The organism is Streptomyces flavusporus, assembly GCF_046267975.1.
Lineage (GTDB): Bacteria > Actinomycetota > Actinomycetes > Streptomycetales > Streptomycetaceae > Streptomyces > Streptomyces flavusporus.
This window is the reverse complement of record NZ_CP176503.1, coordinates 2,857,186-2,873,887: the sequence shown is the minus strand read 5'-3', so window position 1 is coordinate 2,873,887 and position 16,702 is coordinate 2,857,186. Positions and strand designations below refer to the sequence as shown.

Below are 16,702 nucleotides of genomic sequence, written 5' to 3'. Positions count from 1 at the left end.
CCCGGGCCGCCCCGTTCCCCCATGCGGCGCCGGCCCGGGCCCCATGTCCCTGATCACCATCAGTCCTCATCCGGGACGACCTCGGCCCCGTTCCGCCCGCGCATCCGGACGAAGACCGGGTTGGCCGCGACGGTGGCCGTCTCCAGGCTCTCGGCCTCCTCGGCCTGTCCCTCGGCCCGCAGGGCACGGACGACGTCGTGGATCACGGCTGCCTCGTTCCACTCGTAGTCCCCCGACCGGTAGACCTCGAGGGCCGCTTCGAAGTCGGCGTAAGCCTCCGGGTAGCGGCCGAGGTCCCTGTGGGCGACTCCGCGCAGGTGGTACGCCATGGCCCCGGCGTAGGCGTCTCCCGTGCGCCCGGTCACCTCGATGGCGTGGGTCAGCGGTTCGAGGGACTCCTCGGGCCTGCCCTCCTTCAGGTGCAGCCAGCCCACGTCCCGCTGGGTGTGGGCGTACCACATCTCGTCGCCGATCTGCCGGAAGATACCGAGCGCCGTCCTGGCCGTGGCGGCGGCCTCGTCCAGGTCGCCCCTGCCTGCCAGGACACGGATCTTGGCGTTGGTGACCCGCCCGACCCAGCGCCGCTCACCCATCGGTCCGAAGATCTCCTCCGCCCGCCGGTAGCAATCAAGGGCGTCGTCACGGCGGCCGAGGAGGCGGTAGATCTTACCGAGGGCGTAGAGACAGGCCCCTTCCCATCTGCGGTCGTTCAGCACCCGGAAGTCGTGGATGGCCGATTCCAGCAGCGGCGCCGCCTCCTCCGGCCGGCGCAGGTATCCGAGGGTCTCGGCCAGGGTGCGCCGCAGTCGGGCCCGCGCTCGGAGATCACCGACGCGGTCGGCCAGCCGCAGCGCCTCCCGCTGGCTCTGCTCCGCGAGCTCCGGCTCGCCCCGCCATCTCTGGAACTCGCCCAATTTCTCAAGGGAGTTGAGGACATGCCAGGAGTCTCCGGCGGTCCGCAGCCGGTCCGTCGCCGCGGTCATGTGCCGCAGGGCCTCCCGGAAGTCGTTCTTTGCCGCGTGCGCGCGGGCGACGACCATCTCGTCCCTGGCCCGGTCCACCGGGTCCGTCGTCCCCGCGGCGTCCGCGTCGCCGGTCACCAGCAGCGTCAGCGCCGTGTCCGGCGCGCCCTCGGCCAGCGCCGCCGACGCGCGGGCGCGGCGCAGGCTGCCCAGTACCCGCGGCCTGGTCTCGGACGGCGCGCTGAACAGCCAGTCCGCGGCGCCGGCCGGGAGGGTGATGTCGTCGAGGAAGTACGACAGGGCCTCGCCGATCTCGGCCACCTCCGCGTCCATACCGAGACTCCGGCCCCGGCCGATGGCCCACAGGAGCCGTTCCCGCTCGCCCGAGACCCAGGTGGCGGCCGACAACCGGTCCAGGTCGCCGACCCGCTCCGGGGAGACCTCCGCCGCGAGTTCCGGAGCACGCTGTGCGGCCAGATGGACGACGGCGTCCCGGACGGCCCGCACCAGACGGGCCTCCAACCGCCGCCGCTCGTCCGACGGCAGATGCTCGTACTGCTCGGCCGCGTAGACCCGGATCAGGTCGTGGACGCGATAGCCGGTGTCCGCTCCCGTGTCCGCTCCGTCGCTGTCCTGGACCTCCATCAGGCTGACCTCGATCAGCTCGTCACAGGCCGCGACCGCAGCTCCCGGGGCCCCCGCGACGGACGCGAAGTGCCAGTCGGTGAGCCGTCCGACCGGCAGCGACGCGATCAGCCCGAAGGCCGCACGGGTGGACTCCTCGAGTTCCTGGTAGGTGAAGCCCAGGCACGCCTCCAGGCTCTTGTCGCCGTGGACGAGTTCCCGCAGCCGGTCCCGCTCGTTCACGAGGCGCTCCTGCATCGCGGCCAGGCTCAGATCCGGCCGGAGCTTCAGCTTGGCGCCGACGATGCGCAGCGCGAGAGGAAGCCGCCCGCAGAACCGCGTGATCTGCAGGGCGACGGCCGGGTCGGCGGCTATACGGTCCTGCCCGGCCCAGTGCGCGAGGACGCCCAGCGCGTCGTCCTCGTCCGGGAGGACGACCTGAACGGGAGGGCGAGTGACATCCAGGTCGGAGAGCGACTTGCGGCTGGTGATCAGTACCGCGCACCCCGCTCCCACCGGGAGCAGCGGCGCCACCTGCTCGGCGCTGTGAGCGTTGTCCAGCACGATCAGCAGCCGCCGGTCGTTGGTCAGGGTGCGCAGGAGCGCAGCCCGGTCCGCGACGCCGGCCGGGATGTCCTCGCGCGCGACGTCGAGCCGCAGCAGGAGCCGCTCCAGGGCGTCGGCGCTGGTCCGGGGCTCGTCGCCGTCGCCCCGCAGTTCGAGGTACAACTCGCCGTCGGGGTACTCGCCCCCCACCCGGTGCGCCGCATTGAGGACGAGCGTCGTCTTTCCGGTACCGGGCGCCCCGTGCACGACGATGATCTTCGACTGGCTGTGCACGGCGTCGACGGCCAGGGCCCCGCCCGTCGGTGCCGGAACGTCCCGGAGCACGGCGAGTAACCCGTCGAGCAGGACCTCCCGCCCCACCCAGGGCGCGGTGCCCGGCAGTTCGTGCCGCGGCACGCTCTGCGCGGCCGCCGGCCCGACCTGCTCCGGCTGGGTGCGCACCGTGTGGTACCAGGCGAGGCCGCCGACCAGTACGGCCGCCCCGCCGCAGACGGCGACGGCGGTCGTCCCGGCGAAGAGGTCGAAGATGATGTCGCCGGTCATGCTCAGCGCGGCCGTGCTGCCGACGACAGCACCGGCGACCCAGTACGGCGCGCGACGTGAACTGACCTGCTCCGCCATGGAATTCCCCCGTGAAGTCAGCGTGGCGTATGCCGATGATGCCACGAGCACGAGCCCCGAAGACAGCAGCTTCACCGCCATCCGCGCCGGGTTGACGCGCGGTCACCGAGGGGAGCCCCGCGGCCAGTACGCCACCCGGAAGACCCGTGTGTGCAGGCAGGCACGGTAGGGGACGCCCGGCGGTGAACCGCAACGGAATTCCCAGCCTCCCGTCCGGGTGCGGCGTGGACAGTTCCAGCAGGCCGTCCGGCACGGGCCAGGGCATGTGACGGGGGTGCCGTGCCGGAGGACAGGATCTCCCACCGCCGAGACATCAGCGCGCTGCAGCACCGCTTGTATATGTCGTCTGCGACATATGCCGTTGCGGAGTGGATGCGCTCTTCCACCATTGAACTCGAGCCCGAGGTCCGGGACTGGCTGGAAGCCCTGCCTGCCAAGCACTTCCTCAAGGTCGATGAGTACGTTGGGCTACTCGCCGAACATGCTGCCGCACTCGGCGAGCCCTATGCCCGGTATTTCGGCGACGGGGTCCGTGAGCTGCGTCCCACCCTGGACGGTGCCGCCATGCGTATCACCTACTGGGAGGAAGGAGAGGTAGAGCAATGAGCCACATACTCACCCACCATGGGGCCGCGCACCGCGTTCAGCGACACGGCCAGGAGGCGAGTCAGTGCAAGGCGGCAGAGCTCCGGTCGATGACACCCACCGCCTGCCCAGGTGTCGGGGCGGGCAACGCCCACCACCCAATGGACCTGGCCACGTGGCACTCCGCACCGGCCCGGGCCGGGTCCTCAAGGGCCCGAACTGAGCCGCACCAGCAGCACTCCGGGCGTACCCGGCAGTGACACCCGCAGTCCCTCCCCGTCCCAGACCGCCGAACCGGCGGCCGGAGCCGACGGGTGCAGGATCTCCATACGGACCTCGCGGCCCGCCAAGTGCCCGAGCCCGAGCCGTACTTCGTCCTCACCGCCCCGGCGCCACACCGACACGTACGACGGCCCGTCCGGCACCCCCATCCCCAGCGCCACCCACTCGTCCGTCCACCCCGGCAGGCCCAGCGGCCAGAAGGGTTCGGCCCGTGCGAGGTCCCCGCGGATCGCCTTGTACGTGCCCACCGCGTCCCGTACGAGCCCGAGTTGGTGCTCCGACATGCGGTTGAGGTGGCCCGAGAGGTGGATGCGGCCGAGCAGTGCCCCGCCCAGCGTGAACGTGATCAGGTCGTCGTCGAACTCGGGCTGCGGGTAGGCCCAGACGGCGCTCTGCTCGGGCGGGACCGCCGTCGGAGCCGCGGCGGCGATCGGCGGGTAGCGCAGGGGATCCTGCTGGTCGCTGGTGGACTGGAGCTGGGTGACGGCCAGCGTGGCGCCGTCCATCCGCATCCCGCCCGAGGCGCAGTTCTCGATCACCAGCCCCGGGTGCCGGTCCAGCACCTCGGACAGCCAGTCGAGGTACGCGTGGGCGTGGCCGAGCAGCCCCGCGCCGGGTGCGAGGTCTCCAGCGGCCCCGGTGCCCGGGTCGACCACGATGTTGTAGTCCAGCTTGAGATAGCCCACTCCCCAGTCGCCGACGATCCGGTCCACCGTCTTGTCGAGGTGCGCGCGGGCAGCGGGATGCCGCAGGTCCAGCTGGTGGCGGCCCTGTTCGGCGATGCGCACACCGTCTCGCTGGAAGAACGCCTCGGGCGGGAGCGCGGACGCGACCGGGCTGCGCACCCCGACGACCTCCGGTTCCAGCCACAGCCCGGGCACCATGCCACGCTCCCGGATCCGGTCCAGGACCGCCGCGAGCCCACCGTCGGGGAAGCGGCGCGAGGAGGGCAGCCACTCGCCGACGGCGTCCCACCAGCCCTGTGTGTCGTCGTCGTACCAGCCGGAGTCGATGCAGAAGTACTCCGCGCCGGCCTCGGCGGCCGCGTCGATCAGCGGCAGCAGCTTCTCGGTCGTCGGGTCGCCCATCAGCGTGTTCATGTAGTCGTTGAAGACGACGGGCAGCGCGGTGTGGTCCGGGTGGGGGCGGCGTACGGCGCGGCGGTACGAGGTCAGGGCGCCCAGCGCCTCGTCGAAGCCGCCGCCGAGGGCCAGCGCTCCCGGCACGGTCGTGAACTCCTCACCCGGCGCCAGCCGGACCCGCCACTGGTGCTCGGCGTCCGTGGGGCCGTTCAGCGCCAGATGCGTCCCGTGCGCGCGTTCGCCCAGGTCCCAGCGCCAGCCGGCCGGTGACTCCACCTGCCACAGCCAGGTCCGGCCACCGCCCCGTTCCGTCAGCGCCCCCATCGCCAGATGGCCGTCGGTGGGCCAGCTGCCGCGCCCGGCGAGGACGAGGGCGGCCCGGCTGTCGTGCTGGTGGGCGTCGACGTTGATGTCGGCGACCGTGTCGCGCAGCGGCTCGGTGTACCAACGGCACTCCGCCAGCCAGTCGTTGCGGGCCCGGTGCACATCCAGCGTGTCGGGGGACGGCAGCCCGCCGAGCAGCAGGCTGCTGACGGACTGGACGACGAGAGCTTCCGTCCCGTCGTTGCGGAGCCGGACGCGGGAGCGCAGGACGGGCACTCCGGTGGGTGAGGACAGCTCGGCGAAGGCCGTCAACCCGGTTGTCGGGTCGTGGAGTTCGACGGTCAGCCAGTCCCAGCCTCCGCGTGTGCCACTGCGGTGATCCCGGTGACGCAGCCGTGTACCGAAGGCGGTACCGGTGAAGCGCGGTCCGGACCACCCACTCCCATGGCCCAGGGCGGTCAACTCGACCAGCGGCAGAGCGGATTCGGGGTCAGCCGATCCGGCGCCATCGGGAACTGCCAGTCGAACCAACCGCAGTGTCCCGTCCGAGGCGGTCGCGAACTCGGCCTCCAGGCCCGAGTGCCCCCAGGAGAATCCGTTCCGCGTCGCATCCGCCGTACCGGTCAAGATGTTGCCCCCTCCCGGCCTCGCTCGCCGGCGCGGCCCGCTTCCGTCGCGTGAATCCATCGTTACGGTCTCTTGACGCCCCATGTGTGACCGGTCACAATCCTGGCATGAATGTGACCGGTCACACAAGCCGCCCGGCGAGCATCAGGGATGTCGCCGGCGCCGCGGGTGTCTCGTACCAGACCGTCTCCCGGGTGATCAACGGCCATCCCAGCGTCAAGCCGTCCACTCGGGAACGCGTCCTCGCGGCCATCGACGAACTGGGCTTCCGGCGCAACGCCACCGCCCTCGCCCTGGCCAGCGGCCGCAGCCGCGCCGTGACCGTGCTCACCGCCAACACCACCCACCACGGCTACGCCTCCATCCTCCAGGGCATCGAGGAGTCCGCCCGCGCCGCGTCCTACACGATGGCGATCGGCGTCCTCGAATCGGCGGAGGAACCGGCCGTCGCCGCCGCCGTGCAGCGCGCGGCGGACGCGGGCGGCGGGCTGATCGTGATCGCCTACGATCCCGCCGGCGTACGGGCCCTGGGCGCCGTCCCCGCCGGACTGCCGGTCGTCGGCGTGGTGGAGACTCCCGCCGGCCGGCCCGACGACGACCGCCCCTGGGTGTGGACCGACGACCGCGAGGCCGCCTACGAGGCGACCCGGCATCTGCTCTCCCTCGGCCACGACACCGTGCACTATGTCGCCATACCGTCCAGCACCCGGCGCACCAGCGCCCGCACCACCGGCTGGCGGCAGGCGCTCAGGGAGGCCGGAGCGCCCGAACCGCGCCCCATGCAGGGCAGTTGGGGCCCGGCCGGCGGCTACAAGGCGGGCCTGCGGCTCGCCAAGGCCCCCGACGTCACCGCGATCCTGTGCGGCAACGACGACCTCGCGCTCGGGGTGCTGCGCGCCCTGCACGTCAGCGGCCGCTCGGTGCCGGACGAGGTCAGTGTGGCCGGGTTCGACGACGCTCCGCACTCCGCCTATCTGACCCCGTCGCTGACGACCGTACGCCTGGACTTCACGGGCCTCGGGCGGGCCGCGTTCGCCCTGCTGCACGGGGTGCTGGAGGAGTCCGCGCCGATCGCCCCGCACCCCGTCTCCGTGCCGGAGCTGGTGGTGCGGGAGAGCTCGGGGCCGCCGCCCGCCCGCGACTGACAGCCCGGTACCGCCCGTCCTGAATCCCTGTTCGCGAAAGGCACTCGAGGTACGTGATGACGAGAAGAGCCCTCCCCGCACTGGCACTCATATGCATCTCCGCCCTGGCCGCCACCGCGTGCAGCGACCCCACCGCCGGCGGCTCCGGCACGGAGGGGAAGCAGACGGCGGTCGACCCCACCGCCCGCCTGGACGGCGTGAAGCTGACCATGTGGACCGCGCAGAACACGGTCAACGCTCCCAAGCAGGTCATCGACGCCTTCGAGAAGGCCACCGGCGCCCAGGTGGAGACGCAGGCGATCCCGGACCTGTACGAGCAGAACGTGCCGACCAAGCTCGCCTCCGGCGACCGGCCGGACCTGATGTTCTGGCAGCCGTCCATCTCGACGCTGCCGTTCATCCAGCCCCAGCAGAACCTGCTCACCCTCGACGGGGAGGAGTGGGTCTCCCAGCTCGGCGACACCGAGAAGTCGCTCGGCGTCATCGACGGCAAGCGGTACGCGGCGATCGTCACCAGCCCCGCCATGCTCGGCGTCTACTACAACAAGGACGTCTTCAGGGAAGCCGGGCTGAGCGAGAAGGACTTCCCCCAGTCGTACGACGACCTGCTGCAACTCGCCCACACCGTCAAGGACAAGACCGACGCCGCCGCCTTCTACGAGGCCGGCGGCGACAAGTGGCCGATGCAGTGGCAGATGCAGGTCCAGCTCACCGACCTCGACCAGCAGTGGTGGGCGGGGCTGAACCAGAACAAGGAGAAGTGGACCGACCCGGTCGTCGTCGGTGCGATCAAGAAGTACAAGGAGAAGCTGCTCGACGCCGGACTCGCGCAGAAGAACTACCGGACCGGCACCTTCACCGGGCAGGCCGACGCGCTGTGGAAGGGCGAGGCCGGCATGGTCCTCAATGTCACCTCCTTCCAGACCCAGCTCCAGGCCAAGTACTCCACCGCAGAGATCGACAAGAAGATCGGCTGGTTCCCGGTCTCCAACTCCTCCGCCACCGGCATGTACTCGCCCGACCAGACCAACGGTGTGGTCGCCTTCAAGACCGGCGACGAGAAGCGGCAGAACGCGGCCCGGCAGTTCCTGGCCTTCTGGCTCGGCCCCGACTACGCCGACTACATCAAGGCGATGAAGATCCCGTCCGTCCAGCCGTCCGTGCCCACCCCCGACGGACTGCCGCAGACCTCCAAGGCCCAGGTCGCCGCCCTGCCGACCGCCATCGGTGTCTTCCAGGCCAAGGCGATCGTCGCCCCGGACACGCATCTCTACCTCGCCGACATGATCTACGGCAAGAAGAGCCCGCAGCAGGTCGCCCAGGCCATCCAGGACCAGTTCGCGCAGGTGGCCGAGGCCCAGGGCGCCCCCGGGTTCTGACCATGGTGGACACGGTCGTACGTACCGAGCCCGCGCCGATGACGGGCGCGCCGAAAAAGGTGGGCCGGCTGCCGCGCGCAGCCGTCCACCACCCCTGGTGGTTCGCGCTCCCCGCGATCGCCGTCTTCGCGGGGTTCTTCCTGGTGCCGAACCTGCTCAACTTCTACTACCCGTTCACCAATTGGTCCTCGTACCACGCGGACATCGCCTTCACCGGCCTCGACAACTTCCGGACCATCGCCGAGGACGGCTCACTGCTGCGCGCGATCCGCACGACTCTGATCTACGCCCTGCTGGCAGCGCTGTTCCAGAACGGCTTCGGGCTCGGGCTGGCCCTGCTGCTGGAGGCGGACACCCGCTTCAACCGGTTCTTCCGCGCCGTGTTCTTCCTGCCCGTGCTCATCTCGGCGCTCGCCACCGGCTATGTCTTCCAGGCCCTCCTCGACCAGGACGGCGCTGTCAACTCCGTCCTCGGTACGGACATTCCCTGGCTGGGCTCGACCACCTGGACGCTGGTGCTGGTCACCGTCATTCACGGCTGGAAGTGGATGGGCCTGTCCATGCTGATCTATCTCGCCGGGCTCAAGGGCATCCCGGGGGACATGCTGGAGGCCGCGAAGTGCGACGGCGCCGGTCCCTGGCGGACCTTCCGGTCGGTGCGCTGGCCGATGCTCGCCCCGGCCGTCACCTTCAACGTCACCACGGCGCTGATCGGCTCGATGAACACCTTCGACATCGTGCAGGCCACGACGGGCGGCGGACCCGCGGCCTCCACCGAGGTCTTCAACATCTACATGTTCCGGATCTTCGGCCAGGGCCTGTACGCGCAGGCCTCCGCGATGAGCCTCGTCCTCTTCCTGGTCGTCGTCGCTGTCGCGATTCCGCTGGTCATCGGCCTGCGCCGAAGGGAGCAGATGCTATGACCCCGGTGGTGTGGCGGTACGGCCGACCGGCCCTGGTCGTCCTGCTCGCCGGGCTCGCCGTCGGCGTACCGCTGTGGCTGGTCCTCGTCACATCGGCCAAGCCGCAGGCCGAGGCCATCAGACCGAACCTCGACCCGCCGGAGCACTGGCAGCCCGGCAGCAACTACGAGGACGCCGTCGCCCAGGGCGAGATGCTGCGCGGCTTCCTCAACTCCCTCCTCGTCGTGGTCCCTTCGGTCGTCCTCGTCCTGATCCTCGGCGCGGGCGCGGCCTGGGTCTTCGCCCGCCGCAGGTCGAAGCTGGTCTCGGCGGCGTACGCGCTGTGCATCAGCGGACTGCTGCTGCCGCCCGCCGTCATCACCATCGTGATGGAGCTGCGGCAGCTCGGACTGGCCAACACCCGCCCCGGGATGATCGCCGTCTACACCGGCATGTACCTCTCCACGTCGATCTTCTTCATGACCGGCTTCATCCGGGCCATCCCCATGGAGCTGGAGGAGGCCGCGCGGATGGACGGGGCAAAGCCCCTGCGGATCTTCCTCCGTATCATCCTGCCGCTGCTCAGGCCGGTGATCGCCACCGCGACGATCATGGTGATGCTCTACGCCTGGAGCGACATCTTCTACGCGTTCTTCGTCCTCGGCGGCGGAGAGCGGGCGACCCTCCCGCTGAACCTCTACAAGGTCGCCAGCGCCCAGCTCTACCTCAACAACTGGCATCTCGTCTTCGCGTACGTCGTGGTGATGAGCCTGCCCATGGTCGCCGTGTTTCTGGTGGCCCAGCGAAAGATCGTGTCCGGAATCACCAGTGGAGCCGTCAAATGACCGGAGGTCCAGCAGCGTGAGCACCCGCACCGGATCCCGCACCAGAACCGCCCTGGTCACAGTCGCCCTTGGAGTCGCCACCATGGCAGGCACCCTCCCCGCCGCAGATCCCGCGGCCGCCGCCGACCCGCAACGCCTCACCGTCGACCTCGCCGCGTCCGAGGGGCCGGTGATGCGCGGCGCCAACGGCGCGCTCTACGGCCTCAGCGACGACGGCGTGCCGAGCGACGCGGCCCTGGAACCCTTGAAGATCACCAGCATCTCGCAGAAGCCGGAGGGCGGCGCCCAGCACCCCAACGGCGACGCGCTCACCGTCTCCAAGTCGTTCTTCCGCAACGGCGGCGGCGAGATCAACGTGATGATGCAGGACATCTACGCCAAGTGGCCCTACGAGGACCTCGGCATCGACGACTATCTCCCCAAGGTCGACAAGATCGTCAAGGAGGTCTCGGCCGACCTGAACAGCGACCGCTTCATCTACATCCCGTTCAACGAACCCGACCAGATCTGGTACAAACTGGGCGTCTCCGACCAGGCGCAGTACGAGGCCAACCGGGACCGCTTCTTCAAGGACTGGAAAACGGTCTACCAGCGCATCCGCGCCATCGACCCCGACGCGAAGATCGCCGGCCCCAACGAGGCGGCGTACCACACCCGCCTGCTGACCGACTTCCTCACCTTCGCCCAGCGCGAGAACGTCCTGCCGCAGGTGATGACCTGGCACGAGCTGGGCTCCGGCTCACTGCGCGACTTCCAGGCCCACTACGACGACTACCGCGCCATCGAACGCCGACTCGGCATCGCACCCCTGAAGATCAACATCGACGAGTACGCCAACCGCCGCGACCTGTCCGTCCCCGGCCAGCTCGTCCAGTGGGTCTCGATGTTCGAGCGGAACAAGGTGTACGCCAACCAGGCCTACTGGGACGCCGCCGGCAACATGGACGGCAACGTGGTCCGCTCGAACATCCCCAACGGCGGCTGGTGGTTCTTCCGCTGGTACGCGGGCCTGACCGGCGACACCGTCAAGGTGACCCCGCCGCAGGCCAACACCATCGACACCCTCCAGGGCCTGGCCTCCCTCGACACCGAACGCCGCCAGGCCCAGGTCCTGCTCGGCGGCTCCGCCGGCGACTCCGACGTGGTGGTGCGGAACGTCGCCCGGAACCTCTTCGGCCGTACGGTCACCGCGACCGTCGCCGAGGCCGCCTGGTCCGGCTACGAGGGTCAGCATGCGACGCCCCGCGTCCTCGCGCGGACGAAGCTGACAGTGGCGGCCGACGGCACGGTGACCGTCCCGCTGCGCGGCATGCACAAGATGTCCGCCTACCGGATCGTCCTCACCCCCGGCGGCTCCGGCACCCCGTCCGCCGCCACGGCCTTGTGGTCGGCGTCGTACGAGGCCGAGGACGCGGCCATCACCGGCGGCCAGGTCTACACCCAGGGCACGGTCGGCAACGCCAACGGCTACGCGGCCTCCGGCACCAAGGACGTCGGCTCGCTCAACACCGCCTCCAGCAAGGTCGACTTCACGGTGACCGTGCCCGAGACCGGCACGTACGACCTGGCGATCCTCTACGGCAACCAGTCGGGCGCACCCGCCACCCAGCAGCTGTCCATCGACGGCGGGGAGCCGGTGACGGTCAGCTACCCCTCCACCGAGAACTGGACCTACCGCGCCAAGAAGGACGTCACCGTCCGCCTCGCGGCCGGCACCCATGTGCTCACCCTGGCCAAGGGCGACGCCGAGGTCACCCTCGACCGCATCGACCTGACCGCCCGGACCGGCGAACCTTCGGCGTCGTACGAGGCCACCCTCGCGGACATCAGCGGCAGGCCGTCCTACGACTACTCCTCATCGGCCGGCGTCGGCACGGGCGCCCTGGTCCTGCGCTCCGGCGACAAGGCGGTCTTCGACGTCTACGCCCCGCGCGACGCCTACTACACGGTGGTGCCGAGGTCCTCGGCGGCGGTGCAGCTCACCCTGCACGGAGAGACGGTGACGGCGGCACCCGGCCGACCCCTGCGGCTGTACCTCGTCGCGGGCAACAACCGCATCGCGACGACCGCCCAGAACGCCTCCGTCCGCTCCCTCGACGTCTCCGGCGCCGGCTCCACCACCGGCACGCTCTCCTACGAGGGCGCCTCGGCCACCCTCGCTGGCGGCGCCCGGCTCGTCGACTCCGCGCACGCCTCGGCCGGGTCGTACATCGGATGGCTGGGCAACAGCCCTGAAAGCACCGCCGAGTTCACCGTGGACGCGCCCAGGCCGGGCCGCTATCTGCTGGTCGTCCACTACGCGCACAACGACCGGCGCGACAACGGCCACGCCTACAACACCGACATCATGTCCCGTACGGCGGACATCACGGTCGGCGCCGACGCTCCCCGCCGGGTCACCTTCAAGAACACCTGGAGCTGGGACGACTACTGGACGCTGGGCGTCCCTGTCGACCTGAAGCAGGGCGCCAACAGGGTGACGTTCGGCAACGCGAGCGCATGGGCGCCGGACATCGACCGGATCGAAGTCGGCCGGATCGTCGGCTGAGGGACGTCCGCAGGGCCTCGGCCACCGCGTCGCCGGTGGCCGAGGCCCTCCTCCTGCGTGCCCCCGCCGCTACTCGGCGACCGGCAGCGCGGCCCCGTCCCGCAGGAACAACGGGATACGGTCCAGCGGGGCGTCGACCGTCACGGCCGCACCGCCCTCGTACGTCTCACCGGTCCACGCGTCCGTCCAGGTCGCGCCCGCCGGGAGATAGGCCGTGCGGGCCGTGGCGCCCGCCGTCAGCACCGGCGCGACCAGCAGATCGCGGCCGAAGAGATACGCGTCGTCGACCGCCCAGGCCGCCTGGTCCTCGGGGAACTCCAGGAACAGGGGCCGCATCACCGGCAGGCCCTCCTCATGGGCCTCGCGCATGACGTCGAGGATGTACGGCTTCAGGCGCTCACGCAGCCACAGATACTTCCCCAGGATCTCGGCCGCCTCCTCGCCGTACGACCAGACCTCGTTCGGGCCGCCGGTCATCTCCGGGCCGAGCGGCATGCCCGGGTCGCGGAAGCCGTGCAGACGCATCAGCGGGGACAACGCGCCGAACTGGAACCAGCGGACCATCACCTCCTGGTACGCCGGGTCGTCCGGGTCGCCGCCGTGGAAGCCGCCGATGTCCGTGTTCCACCACGGGATGCCCGAGAGCGCGGTGTTGAGGCCGGCCGCGATCTGGCGGCGCAGGGTCGCGAAGTCGGTGCCGATGTCGCCGGACCACAGGGCGGCGCCGTAGCGCTGACTGCCTGCCCACGCCGAGCGGTTGAGGGTGATGATGTCGGACTCGCCCGCCGCGAGCAGGCCCTCGTAGAAGGTGCGGGCGTTCTCGGCCGGGTACATGTTCCCGACCTCCAGGCCCGGGCCCGCCCAGTAGCGCAGGTTCTCCTGGAAGCCGGGCTTCAGCTCCGGCTCGCAGGCGTCCAGCCAGAAGGCCGTGATGCCGTACGGGGAAAGGTAGTTGTCGCGTACCCGCGACCACACGAACTCCCGGGCGTCCGGGTTGGTGGCGTCGTAGAAGGCGACCTGGACGGTGGAGGCGACCTCCTTGTCCGGCCAGTCGGCGTGCGCCATCGGGCCGTACTGGGTGCCGATGAAGTAGCCGCGCTGCTCCATGACCGGATGGTTCTCGCTCAGCGGGGACACCGACGGCCACACCGACACGACCAGCTTGATGCCGAGCTCGTCCAGCTCCCGCACCATCGCCGCCGGGTCGGGCCACTCCTTCGGGTCGAACTTCCACTCGCCCAGGTGCGTCCAGTGGAAGAAGTCGCAGACGATGACATCGATGGGCAGGCCGCGGCGCTTGTACTCCCGCGCCACGGCGAGGAGTTCGTCCTGGGTGCGGTAGCGCAGCTTGCACTGCCAGAAGCCCGCCGCCCAGTCGGGCAGCATCGGCGTACGGCCCGTGGCCGCGCTGTAGCGGCGCTGGGCGTCGGCCGGGGCGCCGGCGGTGATCCAGTAGTCGATCTGGCGGGCGGAGTCGGCGACCCAGCGGGTGCCGTTGTGCGCGAGCTCCACGCGGCCGATCGCCGGGTTGTTCCACAGCAGGGTGTAGCCGCGGCTGGAGGTCAGCACCGGGATGCCGACCTCGGCGTTGCGCTGGACCAGGTCGAGGACCAGGCCTTTCTGGTCCAGCCGCCCGTGCTGGTGCTGGCCGAGGCCGTACAGCTTCTCGCCCTCGTAGGCGGCGAACCGCTGCTCCAGGCGGTGGTGGCCGTTGCCGACGGCGGTGTAGAGGCGCGGGCCGGGCCACCAGAAGTGGGCGCGTTCCTCGGCGAGCAGCTCTTCGCTGCTGGAGGTGTCGAGGAACCGGATCAGGCCCTCGGCGTCGACGTGCACGGTCAGCGCGCCGACGGTCAGCCGGCCCTCCCCGTCCACGATCTTGACGGTGCTCTCGGTCGGCGGGGCCTCGTCCAGGAGCGCGCCCGGCAGTCCCTCCAGGACCGGACCGCCGAGCCGCGCCCGCACCCGGACCGCGTCCGGCCCCCACGGCTCGATGCGTACGGTCTCCTGGCGGCCGCTCCACTCCAGACCGCCGTCCCGCTCACGGAACGTGCCGACGGTGGGGGAGGACTGGGCCAGGCTGACCTTGGGCTGATTTTCGGCAGGCTGATTCACTTGGGGGCTCCTGTGAGGAGTGCAGACAGGGAGGTGCCTTGAAGGGGGGTGGTGCGACCGGTGTCAGGACCGTCAGGATCCGGACGGAACCGGTCCCGAGCTCGCCCGGACCGTCAACTCGGGAGCGATCAGCACGACCTCGTCACTGCCCCGCCCGTCCAGCTTCGCGACCAGGTGTTCCACGGCGTGCCGGCCCATCTCCTGCGCCGGGATGGCGACCGACGTCAGCCGCACCGACGCCTGGGTGGCGACCTGGTCCGGGCAGATCGCGACCACCGACACGTCCTCCGGCACGGCCCGGCCCTGCTGGCGCAGCAGCGCGAGCAGCGGCTCGACCGCCGACTCGTTCTGCACGACGAACCCGGTCGTCGCCGGACGCTCGTCGAAGACCCGGGCGAGCGTCACCGCCATCGCGTCGTACCCGCCCTCACAGGGGCGGTGCAGCACCCGCAGCCCCAACTCCCGTGCACGGGAGCGAAGTCCGTCGAGGGTGCGCTCGGCGAAACCGGTGTGCCGCTCGTACACCGCGGGCGCCTCGCCGATGACAGCGATGTCGCGGTGACCCAGCTTGGCGAGATGCTCGACGCAGAGCGCGCCCGTGGCCGCGAAGTCCAGATCGACGCAGGTGAGCCCGGTGGTGTCGGCGGGCAGTCCGATCAGGACGGACGGCTGGTGGGTGCCGCGCAGCAACGGCAGCCGGTCGTCGTCCAGCTCGACGTCCATCAGGATCATGGCGTCGGCCAGCCCGCTGCCGGTGACCCGGCGCACCGCGCCGGGGCCCTCCTCGCCGGTGAGCAGCAGGACGTCGTAGCCGTGCGTCCGGGCGGTGGTGGCCACGGCGATGGCGATCTCCATCATCACCGGCACGTACATGTCCGTGCGTAGTGGAATCATCAGGGCGATGATGTTCGACCGGCTGCTCGCCAAGGCGCGGGCGCCGGCGTTCGGGTGGTAGCCCAGCTCCCGGATGCTCTGCTCGACCCTGTGCCGGGTGGTCGCGGAGATGGACCGCTTGCCGCTGAGGACATAGCTCACCGTGCTCGCCGACACTCCGGCGTGCTGGGCGACCTCGGCGAGGGTGACCATCCAGCTCTCCAAGCTTTGTGAAGCGCTTCGACAGTGCGCATTGCGAACAACGGCGGGTGAGGGTGGTTCGACAGTAGCTCCAGCCGGGGTGGGTGTCCATAGTGTGTCGAAGCGCTTCGACAATGATTTTCGGCCGGTACGGCAACCTTGGCGCGCCCGGCGGCCACTGAAGGGACGTACGCGCACCGTCGCCCGCAGGACCCCCATGCAACACCGTCGTCCCGCCTGTCTCGCAAGGCGAAGGCCCTCCTCGTCGGCGCGGAACGGTCGCACCCGGCTGCCGGGGGCGTCACCGTCGCCCGCGCCGGCGAGGAGAGCAAGAAGCGCGCGGACTTCGCCGCGCTCGGCAAGTACTACGTCACCTTCTCGGCCGTGTACAGCTGAGCTCGTCGGCTCGGCTGTACACACCTCGTCGCGCTCCCGACTGCCCCCTACGACAGGACGGTCACGGGTCGCATCCACCCTCTGGTCACAGGGTGCGGGTACGGTGACAGGCACCCACATCGGGCAGCGCCCGATGGCGACGGCCCGGTCAACGCCACGTACAACCGTGTCCCCGGCCATAGCCGGTTCGTGCCTTCGAGGGGCTTACGGGCTGTCACTGCGACGCTACCGCCCAGCAGGCCTCTCCCGGGCCGGAAGTAGTCATTCTCGGCGACCAGCGGGACGCATGTTCGGGCGCTACGGCGCCCCCGGCAAGTAGGGCAGCGCGAGCCTGGGCGGCGCGATGTGGGACATCTACCAGGGCGACATCGGCTGGAACGTCTACTCCTTCGTCCGCCGCACCAACACCACCAAGGCGACCCTCAACCTCGACGACTTCACCCAGGCGCTCGTTCGGCGCAAGCCGATCGGCAACGACAAGTACGTCTCCGGGATCGAGGCCGGCACCGAGGTTTTCCAGGGCAAGGGCCGCCTTGACACCAAGGCGTACTCCGTCGACATCGGCTGAACGACTGCGCGCGGGGTGGTGGCCTCGCCCCGGATCGGGTACATACGATCGAGTAGCAC

General features: G+C 70.4%; 12 protein-coding genes. 8 read left to right on the top strand and 4 right to left on the bottom strand.

What is annotated here, in order from left to right:
- Positions 1 to 59 precede the first annotated feature (59 nt).
- Positions 60 to 2,774, bottom strand: coding sequence for a tetratricopeptide repeat protein (locus ACKTSN_RS13590; RefSeq protein WP_409469369.1), 2,715 nt, complete (start codon positions 2,772 to 2,774; stop codon positions 60 to 62).
- 372 nt (positions 2,775 to 3,146) lie between these two features.
- Between ACKTSN_RS13590 and ACKTSN_RS13585 the strand changes: the two genes are divergently transcribed.
- The gene (locus ACKTSN_RS13585; RefSeq protein ID WP_409469368.1) at positions 3,147 to 3,380 is read left to right on the top strand and encodes a type II toxin-antitoxin system RelE/ParE family toxin; all 234 of its coding nucleotides are present in this window, start codon (positions 3,147 to 3,149) and stop codon (positions 3,378 to 3,380) included.
- A 185-nt stretch (positions 3,381 to 3,565) separates the two neighbouring features.
- On the opposite strand, the gene ACKTSN_RS13580 is transcribed toward ACKTSN_RS13585, so the two are convergent.
- On the bottom strand, positions 3,566 to 5,674 hold the full coding sequence (locus ACKTSN_RS13580) for a glycoside hydrolase family 36 protein (RefSeq protein ID WP_409469367.1): 2,109 nt from the start codon (positions 5,672 to 5,674) through the stop codon (positions 3,566 to 3,568).
- Positions 5,675 to 5,781: 107 nt separating this feature from the next.
- Here ACKTSN_RS13580 and ACKTSN_RS13575 point away from each other — a divergent pair, with 107 nt between their 5' ends.
- From ACKTSN_RS13575 to ACKTSN_RS13555, 5 genes are all read left to right on the top strand, one after another.
- Positions 5,782 to 6,819 (top strand): LacI family DNA-binding transcriptional regulator, encoded by a 1,038-nt coding sequence (locus tag ACKTSN_RS13575; RefSeq protein WP_385512847.1) that lies wholly within the window; start codon positions 5,782 to 5,784, stop codon positions 6,817 to 6,819.
- Positions 6,820 to 6,875: 56 nt separating this feature from the next.
- Positions 6,876 to 8,198: an ABC transporter substrate-binding protein gene (locus tag ACKTSN_RS13570; RefSeq protein ID WP_409469366.1), complete on the top strand. Its 1,323-nt coding sequence runs from the start codon at positions 6,876 to 6,878 to the stop codon at positions 8,196 to 8,198.
- A gap of 2 nt (positions 8,199 to 8,200) precedes the next feature.
- Positions 8,201 to 9,121: a carbohydrate ABC transporter permease gene (locus ACKTSN_RS13565; protein ID WP_409469365.1), complete on the top strand. Its 921-nt coding sequence runs from the start codon at positions 8,201 to 8,203 to the stop codon at positions 9,119 to 9,121.
- Positions 9,118 to 9,945 carry a carbohydrate ABC transporter permease gene (locus tag ACKTSN_RS13560; protein ID WP_385512844.1) on the top strand — a complete coding sequence of 276 codons (828 nt, stop codon included), beginning with the start codon at positions 9,118 to 9,120 and terminating at the stop codon, positions 9,943 to 9,945. The genes ACKTSN_RS13565 and ACKTSN_RS13560 overlap by 4 nt, the downstream gene beginning before the upstream one ends.
- Positions 9,946 to 10,027: 82 nt before the next feature.
- Positions 10,028 to 12,493: a CBM35 domain-containing protein gene (locus tag ACKTSN_RS13555; RefSeq protein WP_409469364.1), complete on the top strand. Its 2,466-nt coding sequence runs from the start codon at positions 10,028 to 10,030 to the stop codon at positions 12,491 to 12,493.
- 69 nt (positions 12,494 to 12,562) lie between these two features.
- Here ACKTSN_RS13555 and ACKTSN_RS13550 read toward each other — a convergent pair whose 3' ends face one another.
- Together ACKTSN_RS13550 and ACKTSN_RS13545 are read right to left on the bottom strand one after the other, a co-directional pair.
- Entirely contained in the window at positions 12,563 to 14,605 is a 2,043-nt protein-coding gene (locus ACKTSN_RS13550; RefSeq protein ID WP_409469363.1) for a glycoside hydrolase family 31 protein, read from the bottom strand.
- A gap of 72 nt (positions 14,606 to 14,677) precedes the next feature.
- Positions 14,678 to 15,691 (bottom strand): LacI family DNA-binding transcriptional regulator, encoded by a 1,014-nt coding sequence (locus ACKTSN_RS13545; RefSeq protein WP_409469362.1) that lies wholly within the window; start codon positions 15,689 to 15,691, stop codon positions 14,678 to 14,680.
- Between the two features lie 147 nt (positions 15,692 to 15,838).
- Between ACKTSN_RS13545 and ACKTSN_RS13540 the strand changes: the two genes are divergently transcribed.
- Both ACKTSN_RS13540 and ACKTSN_RS13535 read left to right on the top strand, forming a co-directional pair.
- Positions 15,839 to 16,075 carry a hypothetical protein gene (locus ACKTSN_RS13540; RefSeq protein ID WP_409469361.1) on the top strand — a complete coding sequence of 79 codons (237 nt, stop codon included), beginning with the start codon at positions 15,839 to 15,841 and terminating at the stop codon, positions 16,073 to 16,075.
- Positions 16,076 to 16,418: 343 nt separating this feature from the next.
- Positions 16,419 to 16,643 (top strand): GH12 family glycosyl hydrolase domain-containing protein, encoded by a 225-nt coding sequence (locus ACKTSN_RS13535; protein ID WP_409469360.1) that lies wholly within the window; start codon positions 16,419 to 16,421, stop codon positions 16,641 to 16,643.
- The last annotated feature ends 59 nt before the right edge of the window (positions 16,644 to 16,702 follow it).

What these genes read in the sequence shown, in the direction of transcription:
- ACKTSN_RS13590 (WP_409469369.1), bottom strand. Translation starts at nt 2,774, where the DNA reads ATGGCGGAGCAGGTCAGTTCACGTCGCGCGCCGTACTGGGTCGCCGGT.
- ACKTSN_RS13585 (WP_409469368.1), top strand. Translation starts at nt 3,147, where the DNA reads ATGCGCTCTTCCACCATTGAACTCGAGCCCGAGGTCCGGGACTGGCTG.
- ACKTSN_RS13575 (WP_385512847.1), top strand. Translation starts at nt 5,782, where the DNA reads ATGAATGTGACCGGTCACACAAGCCGCCCGGCGAGCATCAGGGATGTC.
- ACKTSN_RS13570 (WP_409469366.1), top strand. Translation starts at nt 6,876, where the DNA reads ATGACGAGAAGAGCCCTCCCCGCACTGGCACTCATATGCATCTCCGCC.
- ACKTSN_RS13565 (WP_409469365.1), top strand. Translation starts at nt 8,201, where the DNA reads ATGGTGGACACGGTCGTACGTACCGAGCCCGCGCCGATGACGGGCGCG.
- ACKTSN_RS13560 (WP_385512844.1), top strand. Translation starts at nt 9,118, where the DNA reads ATGACCCCGGTGGTGTGGCGGTACGGCCGACCGGCCCTGGTCGTCCTG.
- ACKTSN_RS13555 (WP_409469364.1), top strand. Translation starts at nt 10,028, where the DNA reads ATGGCAGGCACCCTCCCCGCCGCAGATCCCGCGGCCGCCGCCGACCCG.
- ACKTSN_RS13545 (WP_409469362.1), bottom strand. Translation starts at nt 15,691, where the DNA reads ATGGTCACCCTCGCCGAGGTCGCCCAGCACGCCGGAGTGTCGGCGAGC.
- ACKTSN_RS13535 (WP_409469360.1), top strand. Translation starts at nt 16,419, where the DNA reads ATGTGGGACATCTACCAGGGCGACATCGGCTGGAACGTCTACTCCTTC.